Raw genomic sequence first — 26,001 nt, forward strand, 5'->3', positions numbered from 1 at the left:
CGGCCCGACCGGCCGTCCTAGGCCATGTGACGGCGGTCACAACCTTTCAGAATGCTGAACAAGCTGGCATTCCTTGCCTCACAAGGTGATTCTCCGATAGTGATCATTCCGAATCAGTCCGATGGACTAGCGAGCAAACGGTTAGTAGTCAACAAACCAGTCACGGCGGAACACCGGTAAGCGGCGTTACCGGTCCGGTCCCGGGACGCTGGCGCGATCAGCGTAGTGCCTTACCCGGATCGGAGCACAGGTGCAGCAGTGCCCGCGCGGCCAGGCGGTAGCCGAAGGCACCGAGGCCCACGACCACCCCGCTCGCGAGCGGCGCGATGACCGACTCGTGCCGGAACGCCTCGCGCGCCCACACGTTGCTCAGGTGGACCTCGACCCACGGCGGCTCGTAGCCGGCCAGGGCGTCCCGCAGGCTCCAGCCGGCGATCATCAGCGCACCGGGGTTGACGATCGCGCCGACCGTGGTGTCGCGGTGCTCGTGGATCGCGCCGACCAGCTCGCCTTCGCCGTCACGCTGCACCGGAACGACGTCCCACCCGCGGGGACGCACCTCCTCGGCGACCGCCTTCTCGATGTCGGCCAGCGTGTCGGTGCCGTAGATCTCGGGCTCGCGCCGGCCCAGCACACCCAGGTTGGGACCGTTCAGCAGCAGGACGTCGGGCAACGGGAACACCTCGCTCAGCAGGGGGACCGGACCACCTCATGCTGTCGACGCCGGCCGGGGGCACCAACCCCCACGTTGATAGTTGCGCCCGGTGACCTATCAGACCGAGGGATACCCACCCGGCCGCGGGGAACTTAGGCTCGCGGGCCGAGGCTTGTCCGGCAATCCGGGAATGGAGTTCCCCCGCAGTGACGACCAACGTGACCGAAACCGCACCCAGAAACGAATCGCTGCGCTCACCGCTCCCCCCGGAGTTCGTCCGGCGCGAGGATCCGTTCCACGTGCCGCCCGCTTTGGTGGCCGTGTCCGAACGAGGTCCTGTCGCCCGGGCGACACTGGCCTCCGGTGATCCGTTCTGGGTCGTCTCCGGGTACGAGGAAGCGCGTGCGATGCTTTCGGATCCGCGCTTTTCCGCCGACCGGTTCCAATACCACCCGCGGCTCAAAGAACTGCCGGCCGAATTCCGGGAACGCCTGCGGGACGACAAAGCGCGTGCCGGGTCGTTCATCAACATGGACCCGCCGGAGCACACCCGGTACCGGAAACTGCTCACCGGGCAGTTCACCGTCCGCCGGATGCGCGAACTCGGCACGCGGATCGACGAAATCGTCGCCGGGCGGGTGGACGCCATGCTGGCCGGCGGCACCACCGCCGACCTGATGACCGAATTCGCGTTGCCCGCGCCGTTGCTGATGATCTGCGAACTGCTGGGGGTCCGGTACGAGGACCGGGCGGAGTTCCAGCAGCGCGCGGCGGCCCTGCTGCAGATGGACGCGCCGGTCGCGGAAGCGGTGAAGAACGCCGACGCCCTGCGCACGTTCATGCAGGCGCTCGTCACGGACAAGCGGAAGAACCCGGCGGATGACCTCGTCTCCGGCCTGATCCACCACGCCGGCGCCGATCCCGCGCTCACCGACGACGAACTGATCAACATCGCCAACCTGCTGCTCATCGCCGGCTACGACACCACGGCGAGCATGCTGGGGCTGGGCATCTTCGTGCTGCTCCAGCGCCCGGACCAGCTGGCCACGCTGCGCGACGAACCGGCCCGCGTCGCCGACGCCGTCGAGGAGCTGCTGCGCTACCTGTCCGTGGTGAACCCGGGGATCTTCCGGTTCGCCAAGGAGGACCTGGAGTTCGGCGGCGAGCACATCCCGGCCGGCTCGACGGTGGTGGTCTCCGTGGTCGCCACCCACCGCGACGCGCGGCAGTGGCCGGAGGCGGACCTCGACCTGACCCGCCCCCGCGGCCCGCACCTGGCGTTCGGCCACGGCGTCCACCAGTGCCTCGGCCAGCAGCTGGCCCGGATGGAGATGCAGGCGGGCTACGCGGAGCTGCTGCGCCGGCTGCCGAACCTGCGGCTGGCGGTGCGGCCGGAGGAGGTCCCGCTGCGCAACGACATGCTGACCTACGGGGTGCACTCGCTGCCGATCGCCTGGGACGCCCCCTGAAGACTGAGAAGAAGGCCCGGACCGCTGGACGGCGGTCCGGGCCTTCTCGGGTCCGGGACCGCGCCGAAGGGGGCCGCGAACGCCGACGCGCGCATGCCCCCCGAGCCGGAGAAGCTGATCGTCGACCGGCTGTCCGTCGGCAGCGAGAGGCCTGTCCCGCGGTCCCGCGCGGTCATGGGCCGCCAGGCGGCTCGGCCACGAGTTGCGCTGTCCGTTGTTCGGTCACGCCCGGGTGGCCGCGAACTGGGCGGCGTGGAGGCGGGCGTAGGCGCCGCCTGCGTCGAGCAGGCCGGCGTGGCTGCCCTGTTCGACGATGCGGCCGGACTCCATGACCAGGATCAGGTCGGCGTCACGGATCGTGGACAGGCGGTGGGCGATGACGAAGCTGGTGCGACCACTGCGCAGTGCGGTCAGGCCTTGCTGGACGAGCATTTCGGTGCGGGTGTCCACCGCGCTGGTCGCCTCGTCGAGCACCAGGATGGCGGGTTCGACGAGGAAGGCGCGGGCGATGGTGACCAGCTGGAACTCCCCGGCCGAAAGGCCACCGCGTTCGGAGTCGAGCACAGTGTCGTAGCCGTCGGGCAAGGTGCGGATCAGATGGTCCGCGTGCACGGCGGTCGCGGCGGCGACGATCTGCTCGCGGGTGGCCTCAGGCCTGCCGTAGGCGATGTTGTCGGCGATGGTGCCGGCACACAGCCACGTGTCCTGCAGCACCATGCCGATCCGGCGGCGCAGGTCGTCGCGGGCCATGCGGGTGATGTCCACGCCGTCGATGGAGATCGTGCCGCCGCAGGGGTCGTAGAACCGCAGCAGCAGGTTGACCAGGGTGGTCTTGCCCGCACCGGTCGGCCCGACGATCGCCACGGTCTGCCCGGGTCGGACAGTCAAGGACAGGTCGTCGATCAGGGGCTGGTCGGGCCGGTAGCGGAAGGACACCCCGGTGAAGGCGACCTGGCCGGTGACGGTGGCCGGGCTTTGCGGCCGGGCCGGGTCGGGCCGCTGCGGGTTGGCGTCGTGCAGCTCGAAGACCCGTTCGGCCGACGCGGTCGCGGACTGGATCTGACCGGCCATCGCCGCGATCAGCGAGATCGGCTGGTTGAACCGCAGGACGTAGGAGATGAACGCCTGGATCTCGCCGATGGACAGGGCACCGGACGCGACGCACAGCCCGCCGGCCACCGCGACCAGCACGTAGCCGACGTTGCCGAGGAAGGTCAGCGCCGGAGCGATCAGTCCGGAGCGGAACTGCGCGTCGGCGGCGGCCGAGCGCAGTTCGTCGTTGTGCGCGGCGAACGTCTGCCGTGCCTGGCCCCAGCGCCCGAACGCGGTGACCAGCTCGTGCCCGGTGTAGACGTCCTCCAGGTGGCCGCCGAGTGCTCCGGTGGCCGTCCACTGCCGGGTGAACTGGGGTTTGGCGCGGCGGGCGATCGCCTTGCCGGCCCAGGCGGTCACCGGGAGCATGACCACCGCGACCGCGGTCAGCAGCAGCGAGATGCGCAGCATCATCACCAGTGTGCCGATGAACAGGAACACCGAGGCCATCATCTGGTTGGCCGACTGCTGCAGGGACTGTGCGACGTTGTCGATGTCGTTGGTGGCGCGGGACAGCAGGTCACCACGGGATCGCGTGTCGAAATAGGACAGTGGCAGCCGGGACAGCGCGAGGTCGGTGCGTTCGCGCAGCCGGAACGCCATCCGCTGCACCACGGTGGCGGTCAGCCGCGCCTGGGTCACCGTGCAGATCCAGTACAGTGCGGCCAGCACGCCCGACAGCATCAGGAACCGGTTGACCGCACCGAAATCGACGCCGCCACGGCGGATACCGTCCACAATGGTGTCGGTGGCCCGCCCGAGCAGCAGCGGGATGGTCGCCAGTGTGCCATTGCCGGCGACGGCCAGGGTGACCATGATGACGAGCCGCGCCCGGTCCGGGCGCATCAGGCCGAGCAGCCGCATGGCGGTGTCCCGAAACGCGGCCGGGTGCGTGGGAGACTTCGGGGAGCCGGAGCTCATCAGGCCGCCCTCTCGACGGTCCGTTGCGAATCGACGATCTGCGCGTAGGTGGGGCTGGCGGCCAGCAGCTCTTCGTGCGTGCCGACGGCTTCGACCAGGCCCGCCTCGAGCACCACGATCGTCTCCGCGGTGCGGATGCTGGACACCCGCTGAGCGACGATCACCTGGGTGGCGTCCCCGATCTCGCCGGCCAGCGCGGTGCGCAACGCCGCCTCGGTGGCGTTGTCCAGTGCGGAGAACGCGTCATCGAAGAGGTAGATCCGTGGCCGCGCCAGCAGCGTCCTCGCGATCGCCAGCCGCTGGCGCTGACCGCCGGACACGGTGCCGCCGCCCTGCCCGATCACCGTGTCCAGCCCGTCCGGCATGGTCATGACGAACTCGGCGGCCTGCGCGACCTCCAGTGCGTGCCACAGCTGCCCGTCGTCGGCGGACGGGTTGCCGTAGCGCAGGTTGTCCGCGATCGTGCCGGCGAACAGGTAGGCGCGCTGGGGCACCAGCCCGACCAGCCCGGCTACGTCGCTCCTGGCGAGGTTCCGCACGTCGGTGCCGTCGATGCGCACGGCGCCGTGGTCGGCATCGAGCAGCCGGGAGACCAGGTTGACCAGGGTCGTCTTGCCGCTCCCGGTCGAGCCGATGATCGCGGTGGTCCGGCCGGGCCGGGCGGACAGGCTCACCCCGCGCAGGACGGGGTACTCGGCACCCGGATAGCCGAACGTGACGTCGGCGACCTCCAGGTTCCCCCGCCGGTGCTCGATCCGGACGGGCGTGGCGGGTTCACCGACACTCGGTTCGGTGGCCAGTACCTCGGCGATCCGGCCGGCACTCACCCTCGCCCGCGGCGCCAGCACGAACACACCGGTCGCCATCGACACCGCGCCCAGAATCTGGATCAGGTAGGTCAGGAACGCGATCAGCGCGCCCAGCCGGAGTTCGCCGTCCACGATCCGGTGCCCGCCGATCGCCAGCACCGCGACCGACGCCAGGTTCGCGATCAGCATCGCTGTGGCACCGAAGAACGCCTGCACCCGGCCCAGCCGGATGCCGACCCGCAGCAGGTCGGTGTTCGCGTCGGCGAACCGGCGCCGCTCGATCGCGTCGCGGACGAATGCCCGGATCACGCGGATGCCGGTGATCTGCTCGCGCATCACCCGGTTGACCACGTCCATGTACCGTTGCAGCCGCTGTGAGGCAGGCACCATCCGCCGGATGAGCAACCCGATCGTCACCACCATGACCGGCACCACGACCAGCAACACCAGCGAAGACTTCACGTCTTGCCGCACGGCCAGCAAGATCCCGCCGGTCGCGACGAACGGTGCGGTCAGCAGCAGGGTCAGCGTGGTGAACACCAGCAACTGCACCTGCTGGACGTCGTTGGTGCTGCGGGTCAGCAACGACGACGCGCCGAACCGGCCTATTTCCTTGGCGGAAAAGCCCGCCACCCGGTCGAACAGCGCGACCCGCAGGTCCGCGCCCAGCCCCATCGCGACCCGCGCGCTCAGGTACACCGCGCCGCCCGCACAGCCGGCCTGCGCCAGTGTCACGGCCAGCATGATCCCGCCGTGTCCCAGGATGTAACCGCCGTTGCCGGTGAGCACCCCGTAGTCGATCACGTCGGCGTTGAGGGTCGGCAAATACAGCAGCGCCAGCGCCTGCCCGGCCTGGAGCACGGCGATCGCGAGGATCAGCTTGCGGTAGGGGCCCGACCGGGGACGCAGCAAAGCCGGCAATGACCGCGGTGCCGGCAGCGACGAGGATTCGGCGGGTGCGGTCATAACCCGACAATAGCGCGAACAGTGCCAGACAATTTTCTCGTCCCCGATTATTGGTGATCCGAAGATATTGTGATATGTCCCTTGTGGGTGGAGGAGTTGCCGGCGTGGCGCCGGATGACCTCCTCCGAACGATGCCCGAGCACGGCCACCCGGGCATCCCCCGATCGAATAGCGCGGGCGCACCACCAACTTGCAGGATGCCCGGCCGGGCGCCGGGCCTCTACCGTCTGCGAAACGGCACCGCAGCGCGCCGGCCTCCGCGCCGGCGGATCGCGCGCATTTCGGCACGGAAGGAAAACGACCCATGACCGCCACCGAGGAATCCGCGACGGAAACCGTGGCTTTCCCGCAGGACCGGACCTGCCCGTACCTTCCGCCGCCGCGTTACCGGGAGCTGGCGAATCAGGGTCCGGTGAGCAGGGTCGTGCTGTGGGACGGCCGCGAGGCCTGGGCGGTCACCAGCTATGCGCTGGCTCGCCAGTTGCTGGTCGACTCCCGGCTCTCCGTCGACCGCCGGAACCCGGGGTTCCCCGCGAGGGGTGCGTACGTGTTCGGGACCGGCGAGCGCAGCACGCCGGCACTGGTGGGTGCCGACGACCCGGCGCACAAGATCCACCGCGGGATGCTGATCTCCGCCTTCACCATCAAGCGGATCGTCGCCATGCGCCCGCTCATCCAGGAGTTCACCGACCGGGTGCTCGACGCCGTGATCGAGAAGGGCCCTCCCGCGGAGCTGGTCACCGACTTCGCGATGCCGCTGCCGTCGATGGTGATGTGCCAAGTGCTCGGCGTGCCTTACGAAGACCACGACTTCTTCGAGGAGCAGATCACCCGGTTGCTGGGCGAGCAGCGTCCGCAGGGACCGATGAGAGAACTCCAGGCCTACATCGGCGACCTGATCGGGAAGAATCAGCACCGGCTGAGCGAAGGGCTGTTCAAGGACCTCGCCACCACCCCCGAGAGCCGGGGGATGACGCGCGAGGAGCTGGTCGACCTGATCCTGGTCCTGCTGGGGGCCGGCCATTCGACCACCTCCAACATGCTCTCGACCACCATCTACACCCTGCTGCGACACCCGGAGCAACGTGCCGAGCTCCAAGCGGATCCCTCGTTGATGCCCGCCGCCATCGAGGAGCTGCTGCGGTACCTCAGCATCGCCGACGGGATGGGGCGAGTGGCGACGGAGGACATCGAGATCGCGGGCATCACCATCCGGGAGGGCGACGGCGTGGTCTTCCTGACGTCGGTGATCAACCGCGACGAGAGCGTCCACGACCGGCCGGACGAACTGGACTGGCACCACTCCACGCGGGAACACATCGGTTTCGGCTTCGGCGCTCACCAGTGCCTGGGGCAGAACCTGGCCCGCGTCACCATGGACATCGGCCTCCGCAGCCTGTTCACCCGGCTGCCCGGCCTGCGTCTGGCGGCCGCGCCGGAGGACGTCCCCTTCAAACCGGGAATCGCCATCCAGGGCATGAACGAACTGCCGGTCACCTGGTGAGCACCGGTTTGCCTCGCCATACCACCAGAGGAGGTCCCCTTGCACACGGACATGATCACCTACGGCGTGCACTCGCCGCCGATCACCCGGGACGCGGCATGAAGGTATCCGCGGACCAGGCCGCCTGCGTCGGTGCGGGCCTGTGCGTGCTGCGCCTGCCCGAGATGTTCGACCAGTGCGAGGACACCGGCGTGGTGGTGCTCCGGCAGACCGAACCGGGGCCGGAGCCCGAGGCCGAAGCAGCTGTGCTCGAGGCGGTCGAGCTTTGCCCGGCCAGGGCGCTGCGGGTCGATCGCTGAGGGCGCCCGATCCGAACCGCTCCCCGGAAGCCGGGACTGGGAATCCAGTTCCGGCTTCCGGGGAGCGGTTCGGCGTATCCGGGAAGTTCGTCTTCCGAGCCCGTCCCCGACGCTGAAGCCGACTGCCTCGACAACTCCATGGCCGAGAACCGGAGAGGCCTGAGCCCGGCCGAATACCGGGCTCAGGCCTTCAAGCTCCGACCTTCACTGGTCAGTGCCCGCCGTGGCCGGAGTTCATGGAAGGCATCGCGGACATCGAATGTCCGCCGTGGCCGGACCCGCTCGAGCGCATGTGGAACCGGGCCACCTCGGGCGGGTGCACGACGAAGGGCCGCATCATGCCTTCGTCTTCGTGGTCGAGGACGTGGCAGTGGTACATGAACTCACCGGTTCCGCCGTCGAACCGGCCGGCGACGGTGATCCACTCACCCTGCCGCAGGATGAAGGTGTCTTTCCAGCCTTCCTCGTACTTCTCGATCGGCAGGCCGTCACCAGGTGCGGGCAGCGGCGTGGTGGTGCCGCCGGTCGCGAGGTCGAAGGGCTTCAGATCGCCGATCGCCCGCCGGTTCAGCAGCTGGAACCGCGCCAGGTGGATGTGCATCGGGTGCGGGGTCCCGCCGAGGTGGATCAGGTTCCACACCACCCAGCGGCCCCGGTCGACGAAGATCGTCGTCGTGTCGTCGAACAGGCGGGCGACCTTGCGGAAGGTCCGGACCATTCCCATCGCCGGGTCGGTGAGCTGGACGATCCCCTCCGCCGGGAACTTCGCCGGCAGCGCGGCGGGGTCGGTGATCTCCTGCAGCTCCCACATTTCCGGGTGCGGCCTGCCGGCAACCCCCGGCGGGGTCATCGCGACGAACACCTCGTCGTGGTCTTCCGGCACGGACGTACCGGGCGCCAGCCGGACATACGATGGGGACAGCCGGGCCGGCGGGGAGAACGAGTCGTTGCGCGCGCGGCCCTCGACGCGGAACTCCATGATGTCGGGCTCGACCGTGGCGCCGGTGTTGACCAGGCGCAAGCGCTGGCCCGGGAACCGGCTGAAGTCGATCAGCAGGTCGGCCCGCTCGGCCGGGGTGAGGGTCAGCCCGTCCGCCGGCATCGGCGCCGGAGCGGGCAGCAGTCCGGCGTCGGTGCCGGCGATCCGGATCGCGTCGTTGTGCACGGTGCCCGCCTCGTCGACGAGGTTGAGGCGGAAGAACCGGGAGTTCGCCGCGTTGAGCACGCGGAAGCGGTACCAGCGCGTCTCGACGTCGAGGTGGGGCCAGATGACTCCGTTGACGACGGTGAACGGGCCGGTGACGGGGGCCGACGTGCCGCTCGCGGGCAGGTACTGGAACTTGAACAGCAGCTGACCGGTGAGCGCGCCGGTCGCCGGGTCGGTGTCGAGGTTGCGGTCGGCGATGATCAGCGGGACCTCGTAGTCGCCGCCCGGGAGTCCGAGCGCGGCCTCCTCGTCGTCGCGCACGAGGTACATACCGGCGAGGCCCGCGTACACGTTGAAGCGCGTCACGGCCATCGCGTGGTCGTGGTACCAGAGACCCGTCGCGGGCTGGCCGTTCGGGTACTCGGTCAGCTGAGTGCCGCCCGGCAGCATGCCGTTGTGCGCCCAGCCGTCGTTGCCGCCGTTGGTCACCGCGCCGTGCAGGTGCACGACGTTCCACGGCACCAGTTCGGCGACACCGCCGATCAGCTCCACCCCGGGCGCCACGCTGCCGTCCTGGTTGCGGTAGCCGGGCAGGTTCGCCGGCGTCGGCTGCGCGAACGGCGCGCGCACGGCCACGAGCGGGACGGTGCCCTGCAGCTCGTTGGTCCACGCGACCCGCAGCTGCCTGCCGCTTCGCACCTCGACGGTCGGGCCGGGGAACTGTCCCTGGTAGGTCCACAGGGTGGTCTCGGGCAGCTGGGAGTGCAGCCGGACCCGCGCGTTGGTCATCGTGATCGTCAGTTCGTCCCGGTACCGCCGCGAATATGCCCGGAGCACCGGCGGAATCCTCACCGGGTCGAGGAACTTCGTGAGACCGAAGTTCGGCGCCGGGAGCTGGACCGCCTGCATCGGCTGCCTTGGCCGCCCGCCGCCGGTCGCCGGCAAGGTCGCCGCCCCCGGTGCGCTCGAACCGAGCAAGCCCATGCCCGCCACGACGCCCGCGGAACCGAGCACGGCGGAGGTGAGGAAGACGCGACGATCGACGGAGCCGTCCATCAGTGTTTCTCCTGCTTCATCTGGGGGGACTACACCCGTTGTGCGGCAACGGTTCACCGTCTGGGGCGCGGGCTTCGCCGATCAGGCTGCGGGGCCGGTCGCCACAGCGTGTGCAGGCCGCGGAACGAGGTCATGCCGCCGATTGCCCTGCATGACCAGCCACAGGCTATGGCAGGCCTCTTCGGCGGACATCCCTCGTTCTGATAGCCGCGACAACCTGCTAGTTCGTGAAGTCCGCCTTGTGGTCCACCGCCCACTCGGCGAAGGTCCGGGCCGGCTTGCCGAGGACCTTCTCGACCGTGCCGTCGATCTCGGCAGGCCCTTCGAGTGCTTCCACGTAGTGGCGGATCCTGGTCTCGATGATCTCCGGTGCGGCTGCCGGTTCGATCACTCCGCTCCGGATGAGTTCTTGAAGGCGGGGCTCGAACCGCTGGCGGAGCTCCACGCGCACGTCATCGCCGGTGATGTCGTCGAACGCCAGGTCGCGGCCGATCGCCTTGCCGATGAGGGCGACCTGCTCGGCCTGGGTGATGCTGTCGCCGCCGGTGATGTGGTACTTCGCCCCGGCGTGGCCGTCCTGGAGCAGGGCGCAGGTGCTCACTTCGGCGATGTCCCGCTCGTGGATGGCCGACACGTACGAGCGTGCGTAGTGGAGCCGCACCGGCGCTCCGGCCTTGATGGACCGGGCCCACTGCAGAGAGTTCGCCGCGAACAGGCCCGGCCGCACGAACGTCCACGACAGACCGGACCGCTCGATCGACTCCTCGGCGGCCAGATGCCACCGCGCGATCCAGTGGCCCGGGTCGCGACCGGCGACGGCCAGCGAGGACAGGAGCACGACGTGCTTGACGCCGGCGGACTTCGCGGCCGCCATGATTTCGCCGATGGCCGACGGCTGGGTGTACAGGAAGACCTTGTCCACGCCTTGAAGTGCTTGTTCGAACGTCTTCGGGTCGGTGAGATCCGCTCTGCGGACATCGACCTCCGCCGGCAGGTCGAGCGACTCGGGATCACGGGAGGTGGCCCGCACGTCCGTTCCCGCCTGTACCAGCAGGTCCACGACGTTGCGGCCGACATTGCCGGTCGCGCCGGTCACCAAGATCGTCATGAGTCTCCTGCCTGGATCGCTTTTTCCGGTTCGTCAAGCACGGTTGGCCCTCACGCAGGGTCCTCCTGGCCGAAGTGTCCGGGCGTCAGACTCGCCGACGTCGCTCGGTGGGGACCATCACCAATGCGAGTAGTCCGGGACATATACCAGATCGCAGGATACCGCCTGCCCGGCCGGACGGGCCACGCTCTGCTGGTCGAAAGCGAGAGGCCCATGACGAAGACCGATGTGGTGATTGCCGGCGCCGGGCCGACGGGGTTGATGCTGGCCTGCGAACTGCGGCTGCACGGCGTCGAAGTGCTGGTGCTGGACAAGCTCGAGACCCGCTCCGGTGAGTCACGGGCGAGTGGGCTGCACGCACGCACGCTGGAACTGCTGGACCAGCGGGGCATCCTCGGCCCGTACCTCGCCGAGGGCACGACGGTGCCTGCCGGGCTTTTCGCCAAGCAACTGCTGGACTTCAGCAAGCTCGAGACCCGCCACCCGTTCACGTTGCTGCTGCTGCAGAACCGGGTCGAGGTCCTGCTCGAACAGCGTGGCGCCGAGCTCGGCGCGCCGGTGTGCTGGTCGTCCGAAGTGGTCGGTCTGCGGCAGGGCGAGGCAGGCGCGGAGGTCGACGTGCGCGGGCCGGACGGCTCGGTGTCGACGGTGCGGGCGGAGTACGTGGTGGGTTGCGACGGCGGGCGCAGCGCGGTCCGCAAGCTCGCGGGAATCGACTTCCCCGGCACCCCGGCGACCCTGACCTCCTGGCTCGGTGACGTCGAGATGACCGATCCGCCCGACGGACCGGCGGTGCTCGCCGGGGAGAGCGGCAACGTCTCGATCCTGGGTTACGAGCCAGGCTGGTACCGCGTGTTCACGACCGAGTACGACCGGGTGACTGCCCGGGATGAACCCGTGACGTTCGAGCGGTTGCGGGACGCGACGGTCCGGATCGCCGGCAAGGACTTCGGCATGAACAGTCCCCGCTGGCTCTCTCGCATCGGTGATGCGGCGCGGCTGGCCGCCGGTTTCCGGCGGGGCCGGGTGCTGCTCGCCGGGGACGCCGCCCACATCCACTTCCCGGCCGGCGGTCAGGGCATGAGTCTCGGCATGCAGGACGCGGTCAACCTCGGGTGGAAACTCGCCACGGTGATCCACCGTCACGCGCCCGACGACCTGCTCGACAGCTACCACAGTGAACGGTATCCGGTGGCCGAGCGCGTACTGCAGAACACGCGTGCGCAGATCGCGCTGGCCCGCCCCGGCGCACACGCCGGCGCACTCCGGGAGTTGTTCGCCGGCCTCGTCGCGGTCGGCGAGGTGAACCACCTGCTGGCCGGCATGATCTCCGCACTGGACGTCCGCTACCCGCTCGGCGAGGCGCATCCCCTGTGCGGCTACCGGTTCCCCGACCTCGACCTGACCGTGCCCAGCGGCGATATCCGGCTGTTCAGCCTGCTGCACAAGGCGCGCCCGCTGCTGCTCAACCTGTCCGGCGACGCGGTGGTCGCCGCGGAGGTGACCACCGCCGCCAAGGCGTGGGCCGACCGCCTCGACGTCGTCGACGCCCGCCGCGCCGACCGGGCCCGTGCCGCCGGTGAGATCCCGTCGCCTGCCGCGGTCCTGCTCAGGCCCGACGGGTACACCGCCTGGGCGGCGTCCGACGGCGAAGCTCCCGACATCGTGGCACTGGAGGCCGCGCTCACCACCTGGGCCGGCCCGGCCGACCGATAGCCGACCAGGGCCGCGGGCCCACCGCGTTGCCGGTCACCTCGCGGTGGCCGGCACGGACCACCGTTCGCTCACCACCCGGCGCATGCCGCCGTGGCGTTCCAGTGCCTCGAGCAACGCGGTGAGTTCACTCATCCGGTAGCTCGTGGTCCGGCCATGGCCGTTCTGCACGCCACCGTCACGCAGTCCCACGGGAGCCACCGCGACGACCACGCCGCGGTGGCTGTCCCGGTGCAGGGCACGGTTCTCCCGGCTCGACCGGACGAACTCGGCCCGCTCATCGCTTCCCACCGAAGCGGTCATCATGGCCTGACGCCCGACGTTGCGCCCCGTCCGCGGTGAGCTGTTGTTCGCCATGGGCCGGGTCGGCGAAGGTATCGCCGAGATCGGCGCCGGGTTGCGGATCGCGGAGTGGCGCGGTATCCGGTCTTTGCTGCCGAACGGCTATGTCGTGATGGCACTCGGTGCATTCCGCCGCGCTGACATGAGGACCTGTCTCCACTATGTGGACAAGCTGGCAAGGGAGGCTTTGCTGGGCTATTTCGGGCAGGCCGCGGGGGCATGGGTGACCGCTCTGGACACGGAGGCCCGCAGCGGCGTGGAGTGCGCGGCTGGTCTCATCGACGGGATCGTCATGAACCCCGTCGTTCTTCGCCAGCTTCTGGTGTCGGAGCCGGCGGCGGCTTCGTGGCTGGTTCGTGCGGCAGGCAAACTGGGTGCCCGCGACGTGGGGAAGGCGCTGGTCTCGGCGGCCTCTGCCGCGTCCGCCGGTCACTCGCGGCTGAGCGTGGTACGAGCGTCGGCGTTGCATGCCGCAGGACTGCTGGAGGAAGACGCCGGCAAGTTGCGCGAAGCGTCGGCGCTCCACCCTGATCGATGGTGCGGGGCGTCCGCGCGGGAAGACCTGGCCGGTCTGGCGGCCAAGCGGGGCTCGGAACATGGCGACGCTCACTTCACGTGCCGAGCCGGCGGCCAACTGGAAAGCAATGCGATGAGGTTGCGCGATGCCAGCGACAGCAGGTCGACAGACAACGGGTCGCCAAGGCCGCCTCGGGGCGCTGGGGGACAGGACGAAAGCCGGCTCCACCCACACCGCCTGGGGGTGAACGGTGTGGGTGGAGCCGGGTGAGGTCCGGCTCGTCAGGCGACGAAACGGGTGATCGAGTCCGCCAGGGACCCGGCGTCGACGCCGAACAGGCGGTCGTGTTCCTCCGCCGTGCCGTAGACGCGGGCCTCGCGGTCCCGCCAGGTGCCGAACGAGCGGAGGCGGTGCGGGACGTCCGCCAGCGCCTCGGTGACCTCGAACGCCGACGTGCCGCGCAGGTACGGCTCCACCAGCACCACGTTGGGCGCCGCGGCCGCCACCGCCGCGCGCAGGCCCGCGTGGTCGAACGGGCGGACCGTCGACGCGTACAGCACCGTCACGTCCGCCGTCTCGGTGGCCGCCAGGACCTGGTCCAGGACCGGGCCGACCGCGATCACCACGCCCGACCGGCCCTGGCGCAGCACCGTGAACCCGGCCGAGACCGGCACCGCCTCGCTGTTGGCCCGTTCGGACAGCCGGACGTAGACGCGGCCGTCCCCGGCGATGGCCTGGCTCAGCAGCGGGGCGACCTCGTCCTCGTGACCCGGCACGTGCACCGTCCAGCCCGGCAGCGTGTCCAGCAGGGCCACGTCGCCGGGGGCCTGGTGGGTGCGGCCCCACGACGGGTCGTCGTAGGAGGCGCCCACGCTGACCAGCACGGCGCCGACGTCCTGGTGGCCGAGGCCGATCTTGAGCTGTTCGAACGGCCGCTCGACCAGGAACGGCGCGTACGTGTGCACCACCGGCCGCTGGCCGGCCAGCGCGAAGCCGCCGGCGATGTCGATCATCGCCTGCTCGCGGATGCCGAAGTTGAGGACGCGGTCCGGGTACTCCTTCTTCACGTCCCAGAAGAACCACGACGAGATGTCGGCGGTCAGCATGACCACCCGCGGGTCCGTGGCCAGCGACTCGATCACCGTCTCGGCGAAGACCGTCCGCATCTGCTTCCTGGTCACCTGGGCGGTCATGCGCCGGCCCCTTCCTCGAGCGGGAGAATCTCCGCGACGACCGCGCGCGGCCGCCCGTCGGTCTCCCCGGTCAGCGCCTTCTCCAGCTCGTCGTGGTCACGGCCGTCGACCGTGGTCGCCGCCCAGCCCTCCTGCTCGAAGCGCCCGGCGATGCCGCCCGGCCAGCCGAGGCTGGCCGTCTTGTTGTCGATGACGATCGCGGTGAGCCGGTCGAGCCCGAGCCGGCCGGCGATGGCCATCGTCTCGTGGTTGCTGCCTTCGTCGAACTCGCCGTCGCCCATCAGGACGAACACGCGGGCGTCCCGGCCCTGCGCCCGCAGCCCGAGCGCGGTGCCGACGCCGAGCGGCAGCCCGTGGCCGAGCGAACCGGCGCTGATCTCCACGCCGGGCGCCAGGGTGCGGTCCGGGTGCATACCCAGCGGCGAGCCCCACTGCCGCCAGGTGTCCAGCGTCTCCGGCGCCATGAAGCCCTTCGCGGCGAGCACCGCGTAGTAGGCCATCGGGCCGTGGCCCTTGGAGAGGTAGAACCGATCGCGGTCGGGGTCGTCGATGTTCGACGGCGACACGTTGAGCACGCGCTCGTAGAGCACCCAGATCGCGTGCAGCGTCGACGCCGCGGCCCAGCCGTGCTTCTCGTCCCCCGTCATCCGGCCGAACAGGCCGCGGAGGTTCTCTTCGGTCATGGATCCGGGCATGGGTTCCCTCACTCGGGCTTGCGCGCGGTCAGGAGGACGTAGCCGAGCGACGGTTCGTCGCTGAACGCCTGGAACCGGCCCAGCGTGACCTCGAACTGCGCGGCATCGATGTACTGCAGCGCCTGCTCCCGCAGCCCTTCGAAGCGTTCTGCCGCCTTGGCCCACGACGGCCGGGTGAACTGGCTGACGTCCTCGGCGTTCTCCGGCTCGAGGCCGGCTTCGCGCAGGTGGGCCTGGTACTCGTCGAGCGGGACGACGGCGACCACGCCCTTGCCGACCTCGCGGACGCGCTCGGCGTCGGCCTCCAGGCCGGCGGGGCCGGGGACGAGCAGGAAGTCGCCGAGCGCCAGCCGCCCGCCCGGCCGCAGCACGCGGGCCGCCTGGCGGATCACGTGCCAGCGGTCCGGCATGTGGTGCAGCGATTCCAGGGCCCAGACGAGGTCGAACGACCCGTCCTCGTACGGCAGCTCCATCGCGTCGGCGTATTCGAAGACGACCCGGTCGTCGACGTCGGCCTTGTAGGCGCGGTCGTTCGCCCGCTCCACCTGCTTCTCGCTGATGGAGATGCCGGTGACCATGACGTCGTTCGCGGTCGCCATCCGGATCGCCGGCTCGCCGTTGCCGCAGCCGATGTCGAGCAGCCGGTCGCCCGCCCGCAGCGGCAGCATCCCGGCCAGCCGGTCGGTCAGCCGCGTGGTGGCCTCTTCGAGCGTCGCGGACTCGTCGTCCCAGTAGCCGTGGTGCAGGTTCTCACCCCAGAGCTGGTCGAGCAGGTCCGCGAACGCGTCGTAGCCCTTACCAATCTCTTTCGGAGTCGGCTTCGTCACCAGTACCCCTCAGCATTCGTTTCGGCATGATTCTCCGCAGGCTATGGGAGACACGGCAGACTGGGCATCCCTCGTTCTGATAGCACTGCCGGACTGTCCACAGGAGACACGGGCGAGCACTGTCAGGTTGGGGGATGCCCGGCCGGGCACCGCTTCCCTACCGTCCGACCCGGGCACGCTTCACGCGAACGGAAGGGATGGCCATGACCGCCACCGCCAGGCCTTCGGCCGAGCCGGTCGACCTGTTCTCGCCGGAAGTGGTCGCCGACCCGTTCGGCTGGTACGCGCGGTTGCGCGAAGAGCCGTTGCCGCACACGGGAACGCTCAACCTCGGCACCATGATGGGCGGGCCGGACATGTGGCTCGCCACCCGCTACGAGGACGTCCTCACCGTCCTCACCGATCCCCGCTTCCTCACCAACCCGCCGGAAGACTCGCCGCTGGCCGACATCCGCGCCGGCGTCTTCAAGGCGATGAACTTCCCCGAAGACCTCATCCCCTGGATGGCCAACAAGCTCAACACCGCCGACGGCGAGGACCACACGCGGCTGCGCAAGCTGGTCTCCTACGCGCTGACCGCGCGCCGCGTCAACGCGCTGCGGCCGCGCGTCGAGAAGATCACCGCGGACCTGCTCGGCAAGATGGCCGAGCAGGGCAAGGACGGCTCGCCGGTCGACATCGTCGAGGAGTTCTGCTTCCCGCTGCCGGTCACGGTCATCTGCGAGCTGGTCGGCATCGACGAGTCCGACCGCGCGGCCTGGCACGCCTGGGGCAACGCGATGGCGACCATGGACGGCCCCAGCATCCCGCCCGCGCTGCGCAAGTGCATCGCCCTCTCCCGCGAGCTGATGGCCCGCCGGCGCGCCGAACCGCAGGACGACCTGGTCACCGCGCTCGTCCAGGCCCAGGCCGAAGACCCGGGCCGGGTGTCGGACGACGAGATCGTCGGGATCCTGTTCAGCCTGGTCACCGCCGGGCACCAGACGACGACCTACCTGATCGGGAACTCGGTGCTGTTCCTGCTGGAGCACCCCGGCCAGCTCGCCCGGCTGAAGGCCGAGCCGGCGCTGTGGGCGCAGGCCGTCCGGGAACTGCAGCGCCTGGGCCCGCTCCAGTTCACGCAGGCGCGGTTCCCGTCCGAAGACGTCGAACTCGGCGGTGTCACGATCCCGCGCGGGACGCCGGTCGCGCCGCTGCTGCTGGCCGCCAACACCGACCCGCGCAAGTTCGACGAGCCGGACAAGCTGATCGTCGACCGGCTGAGCGTCGCCAACGAGATGCACCTGTCCTTCGGCAAGGGCATCCACCGCTGCCTGGGCCAGCACCTCGCCTACCAGGAGGCCGAGGTGGCGCTGCACGGGCTGTTCACCCGGTTCCCGGACCTGGCGCTCGCCGTGCCGCGCGAGGAGATCCCGTGGATCCTGCGGCCGGCGTTCACCCGGACCAAGACGCTCCCCTTGAAGCTCGCTTAGCCGAAGGGCAGTCCCCGTGCACCAACCAGATGTCGAAAAGTGGTTACGCCGTTTCGCACAGGCCCCGGACGCGCGAGCGCGGCTCGTCTGCCTGCCCCACGCCGGCGGCTCGGCCAGCTTCTTCTTCCCGCTCGCCAAGGCCCTCGCGCCCGCGGTGGAGGTTCTGGCGGTCCAGTACCCGGGCCGCCAGGACCGGCGCCACGAGCCGCCCGTCGACAGCATCGGCGGGCTGACGAACCGGCTGCTGGAGGTGCTGCGCCCGTTCGACGACCGGCCGCTGGCGCTGTTCGGGCACAGCATGGGCGCGATCATCGGCTACGAACTGGCGTTGCGGATGGCCGAAGCCGGGCGGCCCACGCCGGCGCACCTGTTCGCGTCCGGGCGGAGGGCGCCGTCGCGCTACCGCGACGACGACGTGCGCGGTGCGTCGGACGAACGGCTCGTCGCCGAGCTGCGGAAGCTGGGCGGGTCCGACGCGGCCATGCTCGCCGACCCGGAACTGCTGGCCATGGTGCTGCCCGCGATCCGCAGCGACTACCGCGCGGTCGAGACCTACCGGCACGAGCCGGGACGGCAGCTGGACTGCCCGGTCACGGTGTTCACCGGCGACCGCGATCCGCGCGTGTCGGTCGAGGAGGCCCGTGCGTGGGAGGAGCACACCACCGGGCCCACCGAACTGAAGGTGCTGCCGGGCGGCCACTTCTTCCTGGTCGACCAGGCCGCCCCGATGATCGCGACGATCACCGGCAAGCTGGCCGGCGTCGCGCTGGCCACGGGAGGGAAGCCGTGACGCGGACCGGAGTGCGGCGGGCGCTGGCGCCCAGCGAGAGCATCCACGCCGTCAAAGAGGCCTACATCGGATACACCGTGCGGGCCGAGGGGCGGCTCGATCCGGACGCGCTGACCACGGCGTTCGAAGCGGTCTGCCGCGCCTTTCCGCAGCTTTCCGCACGGGTGGAGTTCACCGGCGAAGGCGCGGTCCTCACCGAGTCGGACTCCCCGCCGGAGGTCCGGTTCGCCGACGGCGACCTCGACCGGCCGCTGTCCGGGCTCGACCTCGACCAGAGCCGCTCGCTGAGCGCGCTGAACGTCGTCCGCGACGGTGACGCGGCCGGCGTCTGCCTGGCGATCCAGCACAGCGTCGCCGACGCCCACCACGCCACCGCGATCCTCTCCGCGCTGTGGTCCTGCTACACCGACGTCGTCGAAGGCGTGCCGCTCGACCTGGGCCGGCACCCGTATCCGCGGTCGCTGGAGGACCTGCTGGCCGAGCGCGGCATCCACGCGAACGGCCCGGCGACACCCCTGGCCCCACCGGCCACGCCCCGGCCGGAACCCGTCGTCCGGCACGTCGTCCGGCACCGGCTGACCGAGGCCGAAACGACGGCGCTGGCGAACCTCGGCCACCGCGAGAAGGTGACGATCAACGGCCTGGTGTCGGGTGCGGTGCTGCTCGCCGAGGCCGAGGTCCGCGAGATGCCGCTGACCGACCTGATCTACCGGTACTCGGTGAACCTGCGCGGCCGGCTGACGCCCCCGGTCGGGGCGACCGAAGGCACCAACGTGCTCGGCGGGGTCGGCTTCAAGGTGACCGGCGGGACGGCGCCCGACGCCGTCGCGATCGGCCGGGCCATCGGCGAGCAGCTGCGGGCCGGGCTCGCCGACGGTTCCGTGCAGCGCAGCATCCTCGACATGTTCAGCAGGCCCGCCGCCGCGAAGCCGTGGGACCCGAAGCTCGCGCTCGTCGTGGTCAGCATCATGAACTGGGGCGTCGTCCCGCCGATGCGCACGCCGGACGGGCTGCGGCTGGCCACCCTGCACTCGGCGTCCCGGATGCGGGAGGCCGGCGCGCTCGGCGGTTACGTGCTGAGCACGTTCGGCGGCCGGATCGGCCTGGACCTGGCCTGGCCCGAGGGCGATCCGTCGCTGCCGCGGCGGCTGGACTGCCTGCGCGAACAGCTGGCCCGCCTGACCCTGTGAGGTTCTTTTGACGGACACGGACGTCGTCATCGTCGGCAACGGCCCGATCGGCGCCACCCTGTCGGTGCTGCTGGCCCAGCGCGGCTGGCGGGTGACGGTGCTGGAGCGCCGGCCGCGGCCGTACCGGCTGCCGCGGGCGACCAGTTTCGACGGCGAGACCGCGCGGCTGCTGGCCGCCACCGGGATCGGCCCGGACCTCGGGCGGATCACCGCGCCGGCCAACGGCTACCAGTGGCAGACCGCCGACGGGCAGACGCTGCTGGACATCGCCTTCACCACCGAAGGACCGTACGGCTGGCCGGACGCGAACACCATGCACCAGCCCGCGCTGGAGGAACTCGTCGCGGCCCGGGTGGCGGACCTGCCCGGAATCACCGTGCTGCGCGGGCACGAAGTCGTGGCCATCGCCGACGGCGAGCACGTCCAGGTGACCGCCGTCGACGCCGACGACGTCTCGCGGACGCTGTCGGCGCGCTGGGTGGTGGGCTGCGACGGCGCCAACAGCTTCGTGCGCGAGCACCTCGACGTGCCGGTGACCGATCTCGGGTTCTCCTACGAGTGGCTGCTCTGCGACGTCCAGCTGACCGAGCCGCGTGAGTTCGTCCCGACGAACGTGCAGATCTGCGACCCGGCCCGGCCGACGACGCTGGTGGGCAGCGGCCCTGGCCGCCGTCGCTGGGAATTCATGCGCCTGCCGGGGGAAAACGCGGCCGAGCTGAACACCGCCGAGACGGCGTGGCGGCTGCTGGCGCCCTTCGGCGTCACCCCCGGGACCGCGACCCTGCTGCGCAGCACCACCTACATCTTCCAGGCCCGCTGGGCCGACCGGTGGCGGGTGGGGCACGTCCTGCTCGCCGGCGACGCGGCGCACCTCATGCCGCCGTTCGCGGGGCAGGGCATGTGTTCCGGCATCCGGGACGTCACCAACCTGGCGTGGAAGCTCGACCTGACGCTCCGCGGCCTGGCACCTGAGTCTCTTTTGGACAGTTACGGGCACGAACGCCGGGAGCAGGCCCGGGAGGCCATCCTGGCGTCGGTCCAGCTGGGCCGGGTGATCTGCGTGACGGACCCGGCGGCCGCCGCCGAGCGGGACGCCACCGTGCTGGCCAACCGCCGCGGCAAGCCCGCGGGCCGTCCGGAGCCGGCGAAACCGCTCGCCGGGGGGCTGCTCCACGAAAGCCCGGGCGCGGGTGTGGTCGTGCCGCAGGGGCGGGTGTGCGCGGGCGGGACCACCGGGCTCTTCGACGACGTCGTCGGCCGGGGTTTCGTGCTGCTCACCACCGAAGAGTCCCCTTCGGACTTCCTCGCCGAGCTCGGCACGCACGTGGTCCGGCTGGACGGCAGCCTGGACATCGAGAACGTCTACCGGCCGTTCCTGGCCCGGTTCGGTGCGGCTTCGGCCCTCGTCCGCCCGGACTACCACGTCTTCGGCACCGCGAGCCGGGGCGACCTCCCGACCCTGGCCGACGCCCTCCGCACCAGCCTGCGCACCCCGGTCCCCACGCCCTGACCGAAGCGCCTGCCCCGCCATCGGACAGCGGGGGTGGCCGGAGGTCGGCTCCGGCTTGCCCAGGACACCGCCGCGAGCCATCACCAACGCGGGTAGTCCCGGCCGGTTGCCCGCGGCGGCCTACCACGTTGAGGGATGTCCGCTCGTCCCCGCGCTTCTAGCGTGATTCGAGCGTGAGGTCCGCAATCGAGGAGCAGAGGATCGATACGACGTGGTCGACTCAGCCCGATCGGACCTGCCGGCGCACCTCGAAGCGCGCACGTCCGCACCCGGCGGCTGTTCGCGGGCAACCTGACCCGCCACCCCGCCTGCATCGCCGCCACGCACCGACCGCACGACCATCCGCAACGGACTGCTTCGATACGAAAGGAAGGCCCATGACCACCACTGCCGAGACTTCGGCCGAACCGGTCGACCTGTTCTCCCCGGAAGTGGTCGCCGACCCGTGGGGAGCGCACGCGGCGGTCCGCGAGGCGCCGACGCTGCAGATCGGCGGCTTCATGGGCGGGCCGCCGATGTACCTGGCCGCCCGCTACGAAGACGTGCGGCAGGTCCTGATGGACCAGCGGTTCCAGTGCAACCCGCTGGCCGACTCGCCCGCCGAGGACATCCGCAACGGCGTCTTCCGGCACCTGGACATGCCGGAGGAGCTGATCCCCTGGCTGAAGAACCTGATCAACGCCTCCGACGGCGAGGAGCACGCCCGGCTGCGCAAGCTGGTCTCCTACGCGCTCACCGCGCACCGGGTCGGCAAGTTCCGCCCCCGCGTCGAGGAGCTCACCGCGGAGCTGCTCGACAAGCTGACCGCCGAGGGCGGCGACGGCACGCCGATCGACCTCGTCGAGTCGTACTGCTACCCGCTGCCGGTCACGGTGATCTGCGAGCTGGTCGGCGTCGACGCGGAGGACCGCCCGCAGTGGCGCGCGTGGAGTGACGCGATGGCCACCCTCGACGGCAAGCGGCTGCCCGAGGAGGTCCGCAAGACGCTCGCCGCGGCACGCGGGATGATCGAGCGGCGGCGCGAAGAGCCCAAGGACGACATGGTCACCGCGCTCGTCGAGGCGCAGGCCAAGAACCCGGGCATCGCCACCGACGACGAGCTGGTCGGCGTCCTGTTCAGCCTGGTCACCGCCGGGCACCAGACGACGACCTACCTGATCGGCAACTCGGTGCTGGCCCTGCACGAGCACCCGGACCAGCTCGCGCGGCTGAAGGCCGACCCGACGCTGTGGCCGCAGGCTGTGCGCGAGCTGCAGCGGCTGGGCCCGATCCAGTTCGGGCAGCCGCGGTTCGCCACCGAGGACATCGAGGTGGGCGGCACGGTGATCCCCCGCGGGATGCCGGTCGTGCCGCTGATCATGGCGGCCAACAGCGACCCGCGGAAGTTCCCCGAGCCGGAGAAGCTGAAGATCGACCGGCTCGCCGTCGGCAGCGAGAGCCACCTCGGCTTCGGCAAGGGCATCCACCGCTGCCTCGGCCAGCACGTCGCCTACCTGGAGGCGGAAGTGGCGCTGCGCGGGCTGTACACGCGGTTCCCGGACTTGACGCTGGCGGTGCCGCGCAAGGAGATCCCGTGGATCCTGCGGCCCGGCTTCACCCGGACCAAGGACCTTCCGGTGCGGCTCGTCGCGCCGGCGTCCTGACGCCCTGCCGGGACTGCGCCCGGCTGTCCCGGCCGACGAAGTCCGGGTCAAGCCGGGCGAACGCGTTCCCGGGACTGGCCGGGCTGCCGGTCACCGGGTAGCGCGGTGTTCCCCCTTCGGCCGGCCGGGTGCTCCCCCGGCCGGCCGAAGTCTTGGCCGGGTCACACGCAGGCCCGGGCCGAGGTAACTGCCCGTGCGGTGCGACCCGGAGAGAGAAAGGGGTGCCTACGCCATGAGATCCCCGGCCCCTGACCGGCGCGGATGAACCACTCGGTGCCGAACCGCAGGTGAGCGGTCACAGTGCTGCTCCCCCCGCCACCAATCCGGCGAGCGCCACCGCACCCCGCAGCGACGACAACCCGCCCAGCGCGGCCGGTTCCACGGGGACCGGGGTCTGGCCCTGGCGCACGAACTCCGCGAGGTGCCCCGCCACCGACGGCACGATCTCCGGAATCCCCGCCGCGAACCCGCCGCCGATCAACGCGCGGTCCGGGTGGACCAGCTCCTGGACCCCGGTCACCGCCGCGGCCAGTGCCCGGGTGGTGCCTTCGAGGGCGTCGGCGGCCCACGGCTCTCCGTGGTGCAGTGCCCGCTGCAGCGCGGGGAACGAGACGTCCGCTCCGCGCAGGAGGGACGCGCGGCGGAGGGTCGCCGGGCCGGAAGCCAGCGTTTGCAGGCACCCTCGGCGGCCGCAGACGCACCGGACCCCGCCCATCTCGACGATCAGGTGGCCGATCTCGAACGACCCGCGGCCGAGGCCGGGGCACGGCACGCCGCCCAGGACCAGGCCGCCGCCGATGCCCGTGCCGATGCCGATGTACAGCAGGTTCTCGCAGCCCGAGGCCCGCGCCTCGGCGAGCGCGCCGAGGTCGCCGTCGTCCGCCCAGGCGATCGCCGCCTCGGGGAACAGCTCGTGCAACGCCGTTTTCAGGTCTACTCCGGTCCACTCCGGGCGGCTGGGCCAGGTCGTGATCCGGCCGTCCGGGCCGACCGTGCCGGGCATCGCGACCCCGACCGCCTCCAGCGGGACGTCGAGCCGCTCGCGCAGCCGGGCCACGTGCCCGGCCAGCTGCGCGAGGTCCTCCTGCGCGCTGTGCCGGGCTCCCCAGGCGAACGACGTTTCCTCGACGCACTCGGAGCCGGCCTCGACGCGGAAGGCGACCTTGGTGCCGCCGACGTCGATGCCGAGGTGGCCCGGGGTGCCCACGTCGTCAGCGGCCGGGCACCGGCGGGCAGAGCGCGAGCAGGTCGGCCGGCTGCCGCAGCACCACGTCGGGACCAGCGGCGAGCAGCTCGCCGATGTCGTCGGGGGGCGCCCACAGGGCGGCCGCCGAAGCGACGCCGGCACCTCGTGCGCTCTGCAGGTCGGTGGGCGCGTCACCGATCATGATGGCCTGCTCGGGCGGGACGTCCAGCAGGTCCAGCGCGTGCCGCACGATGTCGGGGGCCGGCTTGGGCCGGGCGACCTCGTCCGAGCCGATGACGTGCTCGAAGAACGGGAGCAGGCCGAGGTCGTCGAGCAGGGACCGGGCCCGCGGCCCGCTCTTGCCGGTGGCGATGGCCAGCCGCAGCCCCCGCGCCCGCAGCGTCAGCAGCAGCTCGGTGACGCCGTCGAAGATCTGAACCTCGCTCGCGAGGCGGTAGCTCTCGCGGACGAACGGTTCCTCCAGCTCCAGCGGCAGGCCCATGATCCGCATGATATCCGGAAAATAGCGGCCGAGGTGGCGCCGGTACTCGGCAAAAGGCGCCGGGCCGTCGCCGACCACCTCCGCGTAGGCGATGGCGAAGGCCTCGCTCATCACCGCGAAGCTGTCGACGACGACCCCGTCGAGGTCGAAGATGACCGCGTGCCGGACCGGTACCGAGGGATCGGCCCCGGCCTCCGGCCGATCGACGATCGGGAAAGACATGGAGCTCCCTTTCTACTGGTACGCCGGGACAGCGCCGCGCACCGAGCCCGCGGAGGCGTAGAAGTTCTCGATCAGCTGCACGATCGGCCGCGCTTCGGCGACGGCCCGGCCGCGGTTGCCGGGATCGGCCAGCGTCGTGGCGAGGTCGCTCACCTGGCGGGTGTATTCGACGCCGATGCGCTCGAGCGGCACGGGCAGCCGGGTGGTGGTGCCTTCGCGGGTCACCGTCAGCACGGGCTCGGGCTCGCGATTGGGGCTGAAGCCGAAGGTGCACCGCAGGTCCGCGGTGCCGGCGCTGCCCTCGACGTGGATCACCGAGACGTCTCGCGCCTGGTGCGAGGCCCAGCTCGCCCGGAGGGAAACCGAGACGCCGTCGTCGCGGACCAGGAAGCCGCGCGCGGTGTCCTCGACGTCGGCGAGGTCGGCGCCGGGCCGGTCCTGCCGCCACGCCGCGCGCCAGGCGCCGGCGTTGACGAAGTCGTCCGACGTCACGCCGATGACCTGGGTGAAGGCGGCCGGGCCGAGCAGGAACGCAAGCGTGTCGAGCAGGTGCCAGCCGAGGTCGTACAGCGCTCCCCCGCCGGCCTTCTCGCGCTGGGTGAACCAGCCGCCCGCGCGCGGCACGCCCCGGGCCCGGATCCAGCCCATGGCGACGTGCCGGATTTCGCCCAGCTCCGGCAGGAGGTCCCGCAGCGCGCCGACGTCACCGCGGTAGCGGGCGGCACTGCCGGCCAGCAGCATCCCCCCGCTGCGTTCGGCCGCGGCGAGGATGTCGATCTCGGCCGAGGTCAGGCACACCGGCTTCTCCAGGAACACGGAGATCCCGGTCGCGAGCAGCGCGCCCGCCACCTCGGTGTGCAGGTAGTTGGGCACCGCGACGACGGCGAGGTCTACGTCACGTGCGGTCAGCGCGGACACCGCGGCGTGCGTGGGGATACCGGTCGCCTTCGTGAACGCCTGCCGCGACGCCGGGTCGGCGTCCACGGCGGCGACCACCTCGAAGTCCGCGTGCTCGCGCAGCAGGGGCAGCCACAGCTCCCGGCCCGCCCAGCCGAGCCCGACCACCGCGGCCCGGACGCTCATGCGCACCCCTCGCTGACGCTCGGCGTGGCCTGAGCGGCACGCGCAGTGTTGAATGATTCGCTCGCCAGCTCGCTCATGCGCACCCCTCGC

Annotated in this window: 22 protein-coding genes; 10 read left to right on the forward strand and 12 right to left on the reverse strand. The window is 71.0% G+C overall.

The annotated features are described in order from the left end of the window. Window positions 1-217: 217 nt before the first annotated feature. Window positions 218-673, reverse strand: a complete 456-nt coding sequence (locus C2L58_RS23295) for a type II 3-dehydroquinate dehydratase (RefSeq protein ID WP_103339758.1) — start codon at window positions 671-673, stop codon at window positions 218-220. A 188-nt stretch (window positions 674-861) separates the two neighbouring features. Between C2L58_RS23295 and C2L58_RS23300 the strand changes: the two genes are divergently transcribed. Further along, on the forward strand, window positions 862-2,124 hold the full coding sequence (locus tag C2L58_RS23300; protein WP_103339737.1) for a cytochrome P450: 1,263 nt from the start codon (window positions 862-864) through the stop codon (window positions 2,122-2,124). A gap of 222 nt (window positions 2,125-2,346) precedes the next feature. On the opposite strand, the gene C2L58_RS23305 is transcribed toward C2L58_RS23300, so the two are convergent. Together C2L58_RS23305 and C2L58_RS23310 are read right to left on the reverse strand one after the other, a co-directional pair. Then, window positions 2,347-4,137, reverse strand: coding sequence for an ABC transporter ATP-binding protein (locus C2L58_RS23305; RefSeq protein ID WP_103339738.1), 1,791 nt, complete (start codon window positions 4,135-4,137; stop codon window positions 2,347-2,349). Next, window positions 4,137-5,912: an ABC transporter ATP-binding protein gene (locus tag C2L58_RS23310; protein ID WP_103339739.1), complete on the reverse strand. Its 1,776-nt coding sequence runs from the start codon at window positions 5,910-5,912 to the stop codon at window positions 4,137-4,139. Before C2L58_RS23310 ends, C2L58_RS23305 begins: the two co-directional genes overlap by 1 nt. Before the next feature lie 304 nt (window positions 5,913-6,216). Here C2L58_RS23310 and C2L58_RS23315 point away from each other — a divergent pair, with 304 nt between their 5' ends. Then, window positions 6,217-7,416, forward strand: a complete 1,200-nt coding sequence (locus C2L58_RS23315; protein WP_103339740.1) for a cytochrome P450 — start codon at window positions 6,217-6,219, stop codon at window positions 7,414-7,416. A gap of 98 nt (window positions 7,417-7,514) precedes the next feature. After that, complete coding sequence (locus C2L58_RS23320; protein ID WP_103339741.1) at window positions 7,515-7,715, forward strand: ferredoxin; 201 nt, start codon at window positions 7,515-7,517, stop codon at window positions 7,713-7,715. A 211-nt stretch (window positions 7,716-7,926) separates the two neighbouring features. On the opposite strand, the gene C2L58_RS23325 is transcribed toward C2L58_RS23320, so the two are convergent. Together C2L58_RS23325 and C2L58_RS23330 are read right to left on the reverse strand one after the other, a co-directional pair. Then, window positions 7,927-9,918 carry a multicopper oxidase family protein gene (locus tag C2L58_RS23325; protein ID WP_103339742.1) on the reverse strand — a complete coding sequence of 664 codons (1,992 nt, stop codon included), beginning with the start codon at window positions 9,916-9,918 and terminating at the stop codon, window positions 7,927-7,929. Between the two features lie 220 nt (window positions 9,919-10,138). After that, window positions 10,139-11,026 carry an NAD(P)H-binding protein gene (locus C2L58_RS23330; protein ID WP_103339743.1) on the reverse strand — a complete coding sequence of 296 codons (888 nt, stop codon included), beginning with the start codon at window positions 11,024-11,026 and terminating at the stop codon, window positions 10,139-10,141. A gap of 213 nt (window positions 11,027-11,239) precedes the next feature. Here C2L58_RS23330 and C2L58_RS23335 point away from each other — a divergent pair, with 213 nt between their 5' ends. Continuing rightward, on the forward strand, window positions 11,240-12,742 hold the full coding sequence (locus C2L58_RS23335) for an FAD-dependent monooxygenase (RefSeq protein WP_103339744.1): 1,503 nt from the start codon (window positions 11,240-11,242) through the stop codon (window positions 12,740-12,742). Between the two features lie 33 nt (window positions 12,743-12,775). Here the strand turns inward: C2L58_RS23335 and C2L58_RS23340 are convergent, their stop codons facing one another. After that, window positions 12,776-13,030 (reverse strand): hypothetical protein, encoded by a 255-nt coding sequence (locus C2L58_RS23340; RefSeq protein WP_146073651.1) that lies wholly within the window; start codon window positions 13,028-13,030, stop codon window positions 12,776-12,778. Between the two features lie 55 nt (window positions 13,031-13,085). On the opposite strand from C2L58_RS23340, the gene C2L58_RS23345 reads away from it, so the two are divergent. Next, window positions 13,086-13,868 carry a hypothetical protein gene (locus C2L58_RS23345; RefSeq protein WP_233225879.1) on the forward strand — a complete coding sequence of 261 codons (783 nt, stop codon included), beginning with the start codon at window positions 13,086-13,088 and terminating at the stop codon, window positions 13,866-13,868. 11 nt (window positions 13,869-13,879) lie between these two features. Here the strand turns inward: C2L58_RS23345 and C2L58_RS23350 are convergent, their stop codons facing one another. From C2L58_RS23350 to C2L58_RS23360, 3 genes are read right to left on the reverse strand one after another with little or no spacing between them, the layout of a single operon-like run. Continuing rightward, window positions 13,880-14,791 (reverse strand): transketolase family protein, encoded by a 912-nt coding sequence (locus tag C2L58_RS23350; RefSeq protein ID WP_103339746.1) that lies wholly within the window; start codon window positions 14,789-14,791, stop codon window positions 13,880-13,882. Further along, window positions 14,788-15,474: a thiamine pyrophosphate-dependent enzyme gene (locus C2L58_RS23355; RefSeq protein ID WP_103339747.1), complete on the reverse strand. Its 687-nt coding sequence runs from the start codon at window positions 15,472-15,474 to the stop codon at window positions 14,788-14,790. The genes C2L58_RS23350 and C2L58_RS23355 overlap by 4 nt, the downstream gene beginning before the upstream one ends. 20 nt (window positions 15,475-15,494) lie before the next feature. Next, entirely contained in the window at window positions 15,495-16,313 is an 819-nt protein-coding gene (locus C2L58_RS23360) for a 27-O-demethylrifamycin SV methyltransferase (RefSeq protein ID WP_103339748.1), read from the reverse strand. A gap of 197 nt (window positions 16,314-16,510) precedes the next feature. Here C2L58_RS23360 and C2L58_RS23365 point away from each other — a divergent pair, with 197 nt between their 5' ends. The 5 genes from C2L58_RS23365 to C2L58_RS23385 all read left to right on the forward strand — a co-directional run bounded on the left by C2L58_RS23365 (window position 16,511) and on the right by C2L58_RS23385 (window position 22,918). Further along, window positions 16,511-17,785 (forward strand): cytochrome P450 family protein, encoded by a 1,275-nt coding sequence (locus C2L58_RS23365; protein ID WP_103339749.1) that lies wholly within the window; start codon window positions 16,511-16,513, stop codon window positions 17,783-17,785. A 16-nt stretch (window positions 17,786-17,801) separates the two neighbouring features. After that, on the forward strand, window positions 17,802-18,575 hold the full coding sequence (locus tag C2L58_RS23370) for a thioesterase II family protein (protein ID WP_103339750.1): 774 nt from the start codon (window positions 17,802-17,804) through the stop codon (window positions 18,573-18,575). Beyond that, window positions 18,572-19,765, forward strand: a complete 1,194-nt coding sequence (locus tag C2L58_RS23375; protein ID WP_103339751.1) for a phthiocerol/phthiodiolone dimycocerosyl transferase family protein — start codon at window positions 18,572-18,574, stop codon at window positions 19,763-19,765. The genes C2L58_RS23370 and C2L58_RS23375 overlap by 4 nt, the downstream gene beginning before the upstream one ends. Before the next feature lie 7 nt (window positions 19,766-19,772). Next, the gene (gene mhpA, locus C2L58_RS23380) at window positions 19,773-21,275 is read left to right on the forward strand and encodes a bifunctional 3-(3-hydroxy-phenyl)propionate/3-hydroxycinnamic acid hydroxylase MhpA (protein WP_103339752.1); all 1,503 of its coding nucleotides are present in this window, start codon (window positions 19,773-19,775) and stop codon (window positions 21,273-21,275) included. A gap of 377 nt (window positions 21,276-21,652) precedes the next feature. Continuing rightward, entirely contained in the window at window positions 21,653-22,918 is a 1,266-nt protein-coding gene (locus tag C2L58_RS23385) for a cytochrome P450 family protein (protein ID WP_103339753.1), read from the forward strand. 295 nt (window positions 22,919-23,213) lie between these two features. On the opposite strand, the gene rifN is transcribed toward C2L58_RS23385, so the two are convergent. Genes rifN through C2L58_RS23400 form a run of 3 tightly spaced genes read right to left on the reverse strand, consistent with a single transcriptional unit; the run spans window position 23,214 to window position 25,911 of the window. Then, entirely contained in the window at window positions 23,214-24,125 is a 912-nt protein-coding gene (gene rifN / locus C2L58_RS23390) for a kanosamine kinase (RefSeq protein ID WP_103339754.1), read from the reverse strand. Between the two features lie 4 nt (window positions 24,126-24,129). Continuing rightward, on the reverse strand, window positions 24,130-24,828 hold the full coding sequence (locus tag C2L58_RS23395) for an HAD-IA family hydrolase (protein ID WP_103339755.1): 699 nt from the start codon (window positions 24,826-24,828) through the stop codon (window positions 24,130-24,132). Window positions 24,829-24,840: 12 nt separating this feature from the next. Beyond that, window positions 24,841-25,911 carry a Gfo/Idh/MocA family protein gene (locus C2L58_RS23400; protein WP_103339756.1) on the reverse strand — a complete coding sequence of 357 codons (1,071 nt, stop codon included), beginning with the start codon at window positions 25,909-25,911 and terminating at the stop codon, window positions 24,841-24,843. Window positions 25,912-26,001 lie beyond the last annotated feature (90 nt).

Source organism: Amycolatopsis sp. CA-126428 (assembly GCF_002904335.1).
In the GTDB taxonomy this organism is placed as follows: domain Bacteria; phylum Actinomycetota; class Actinomycetes; order Mycobacteriales; family Pseudonocardiaceae; genus Amycolatopsis.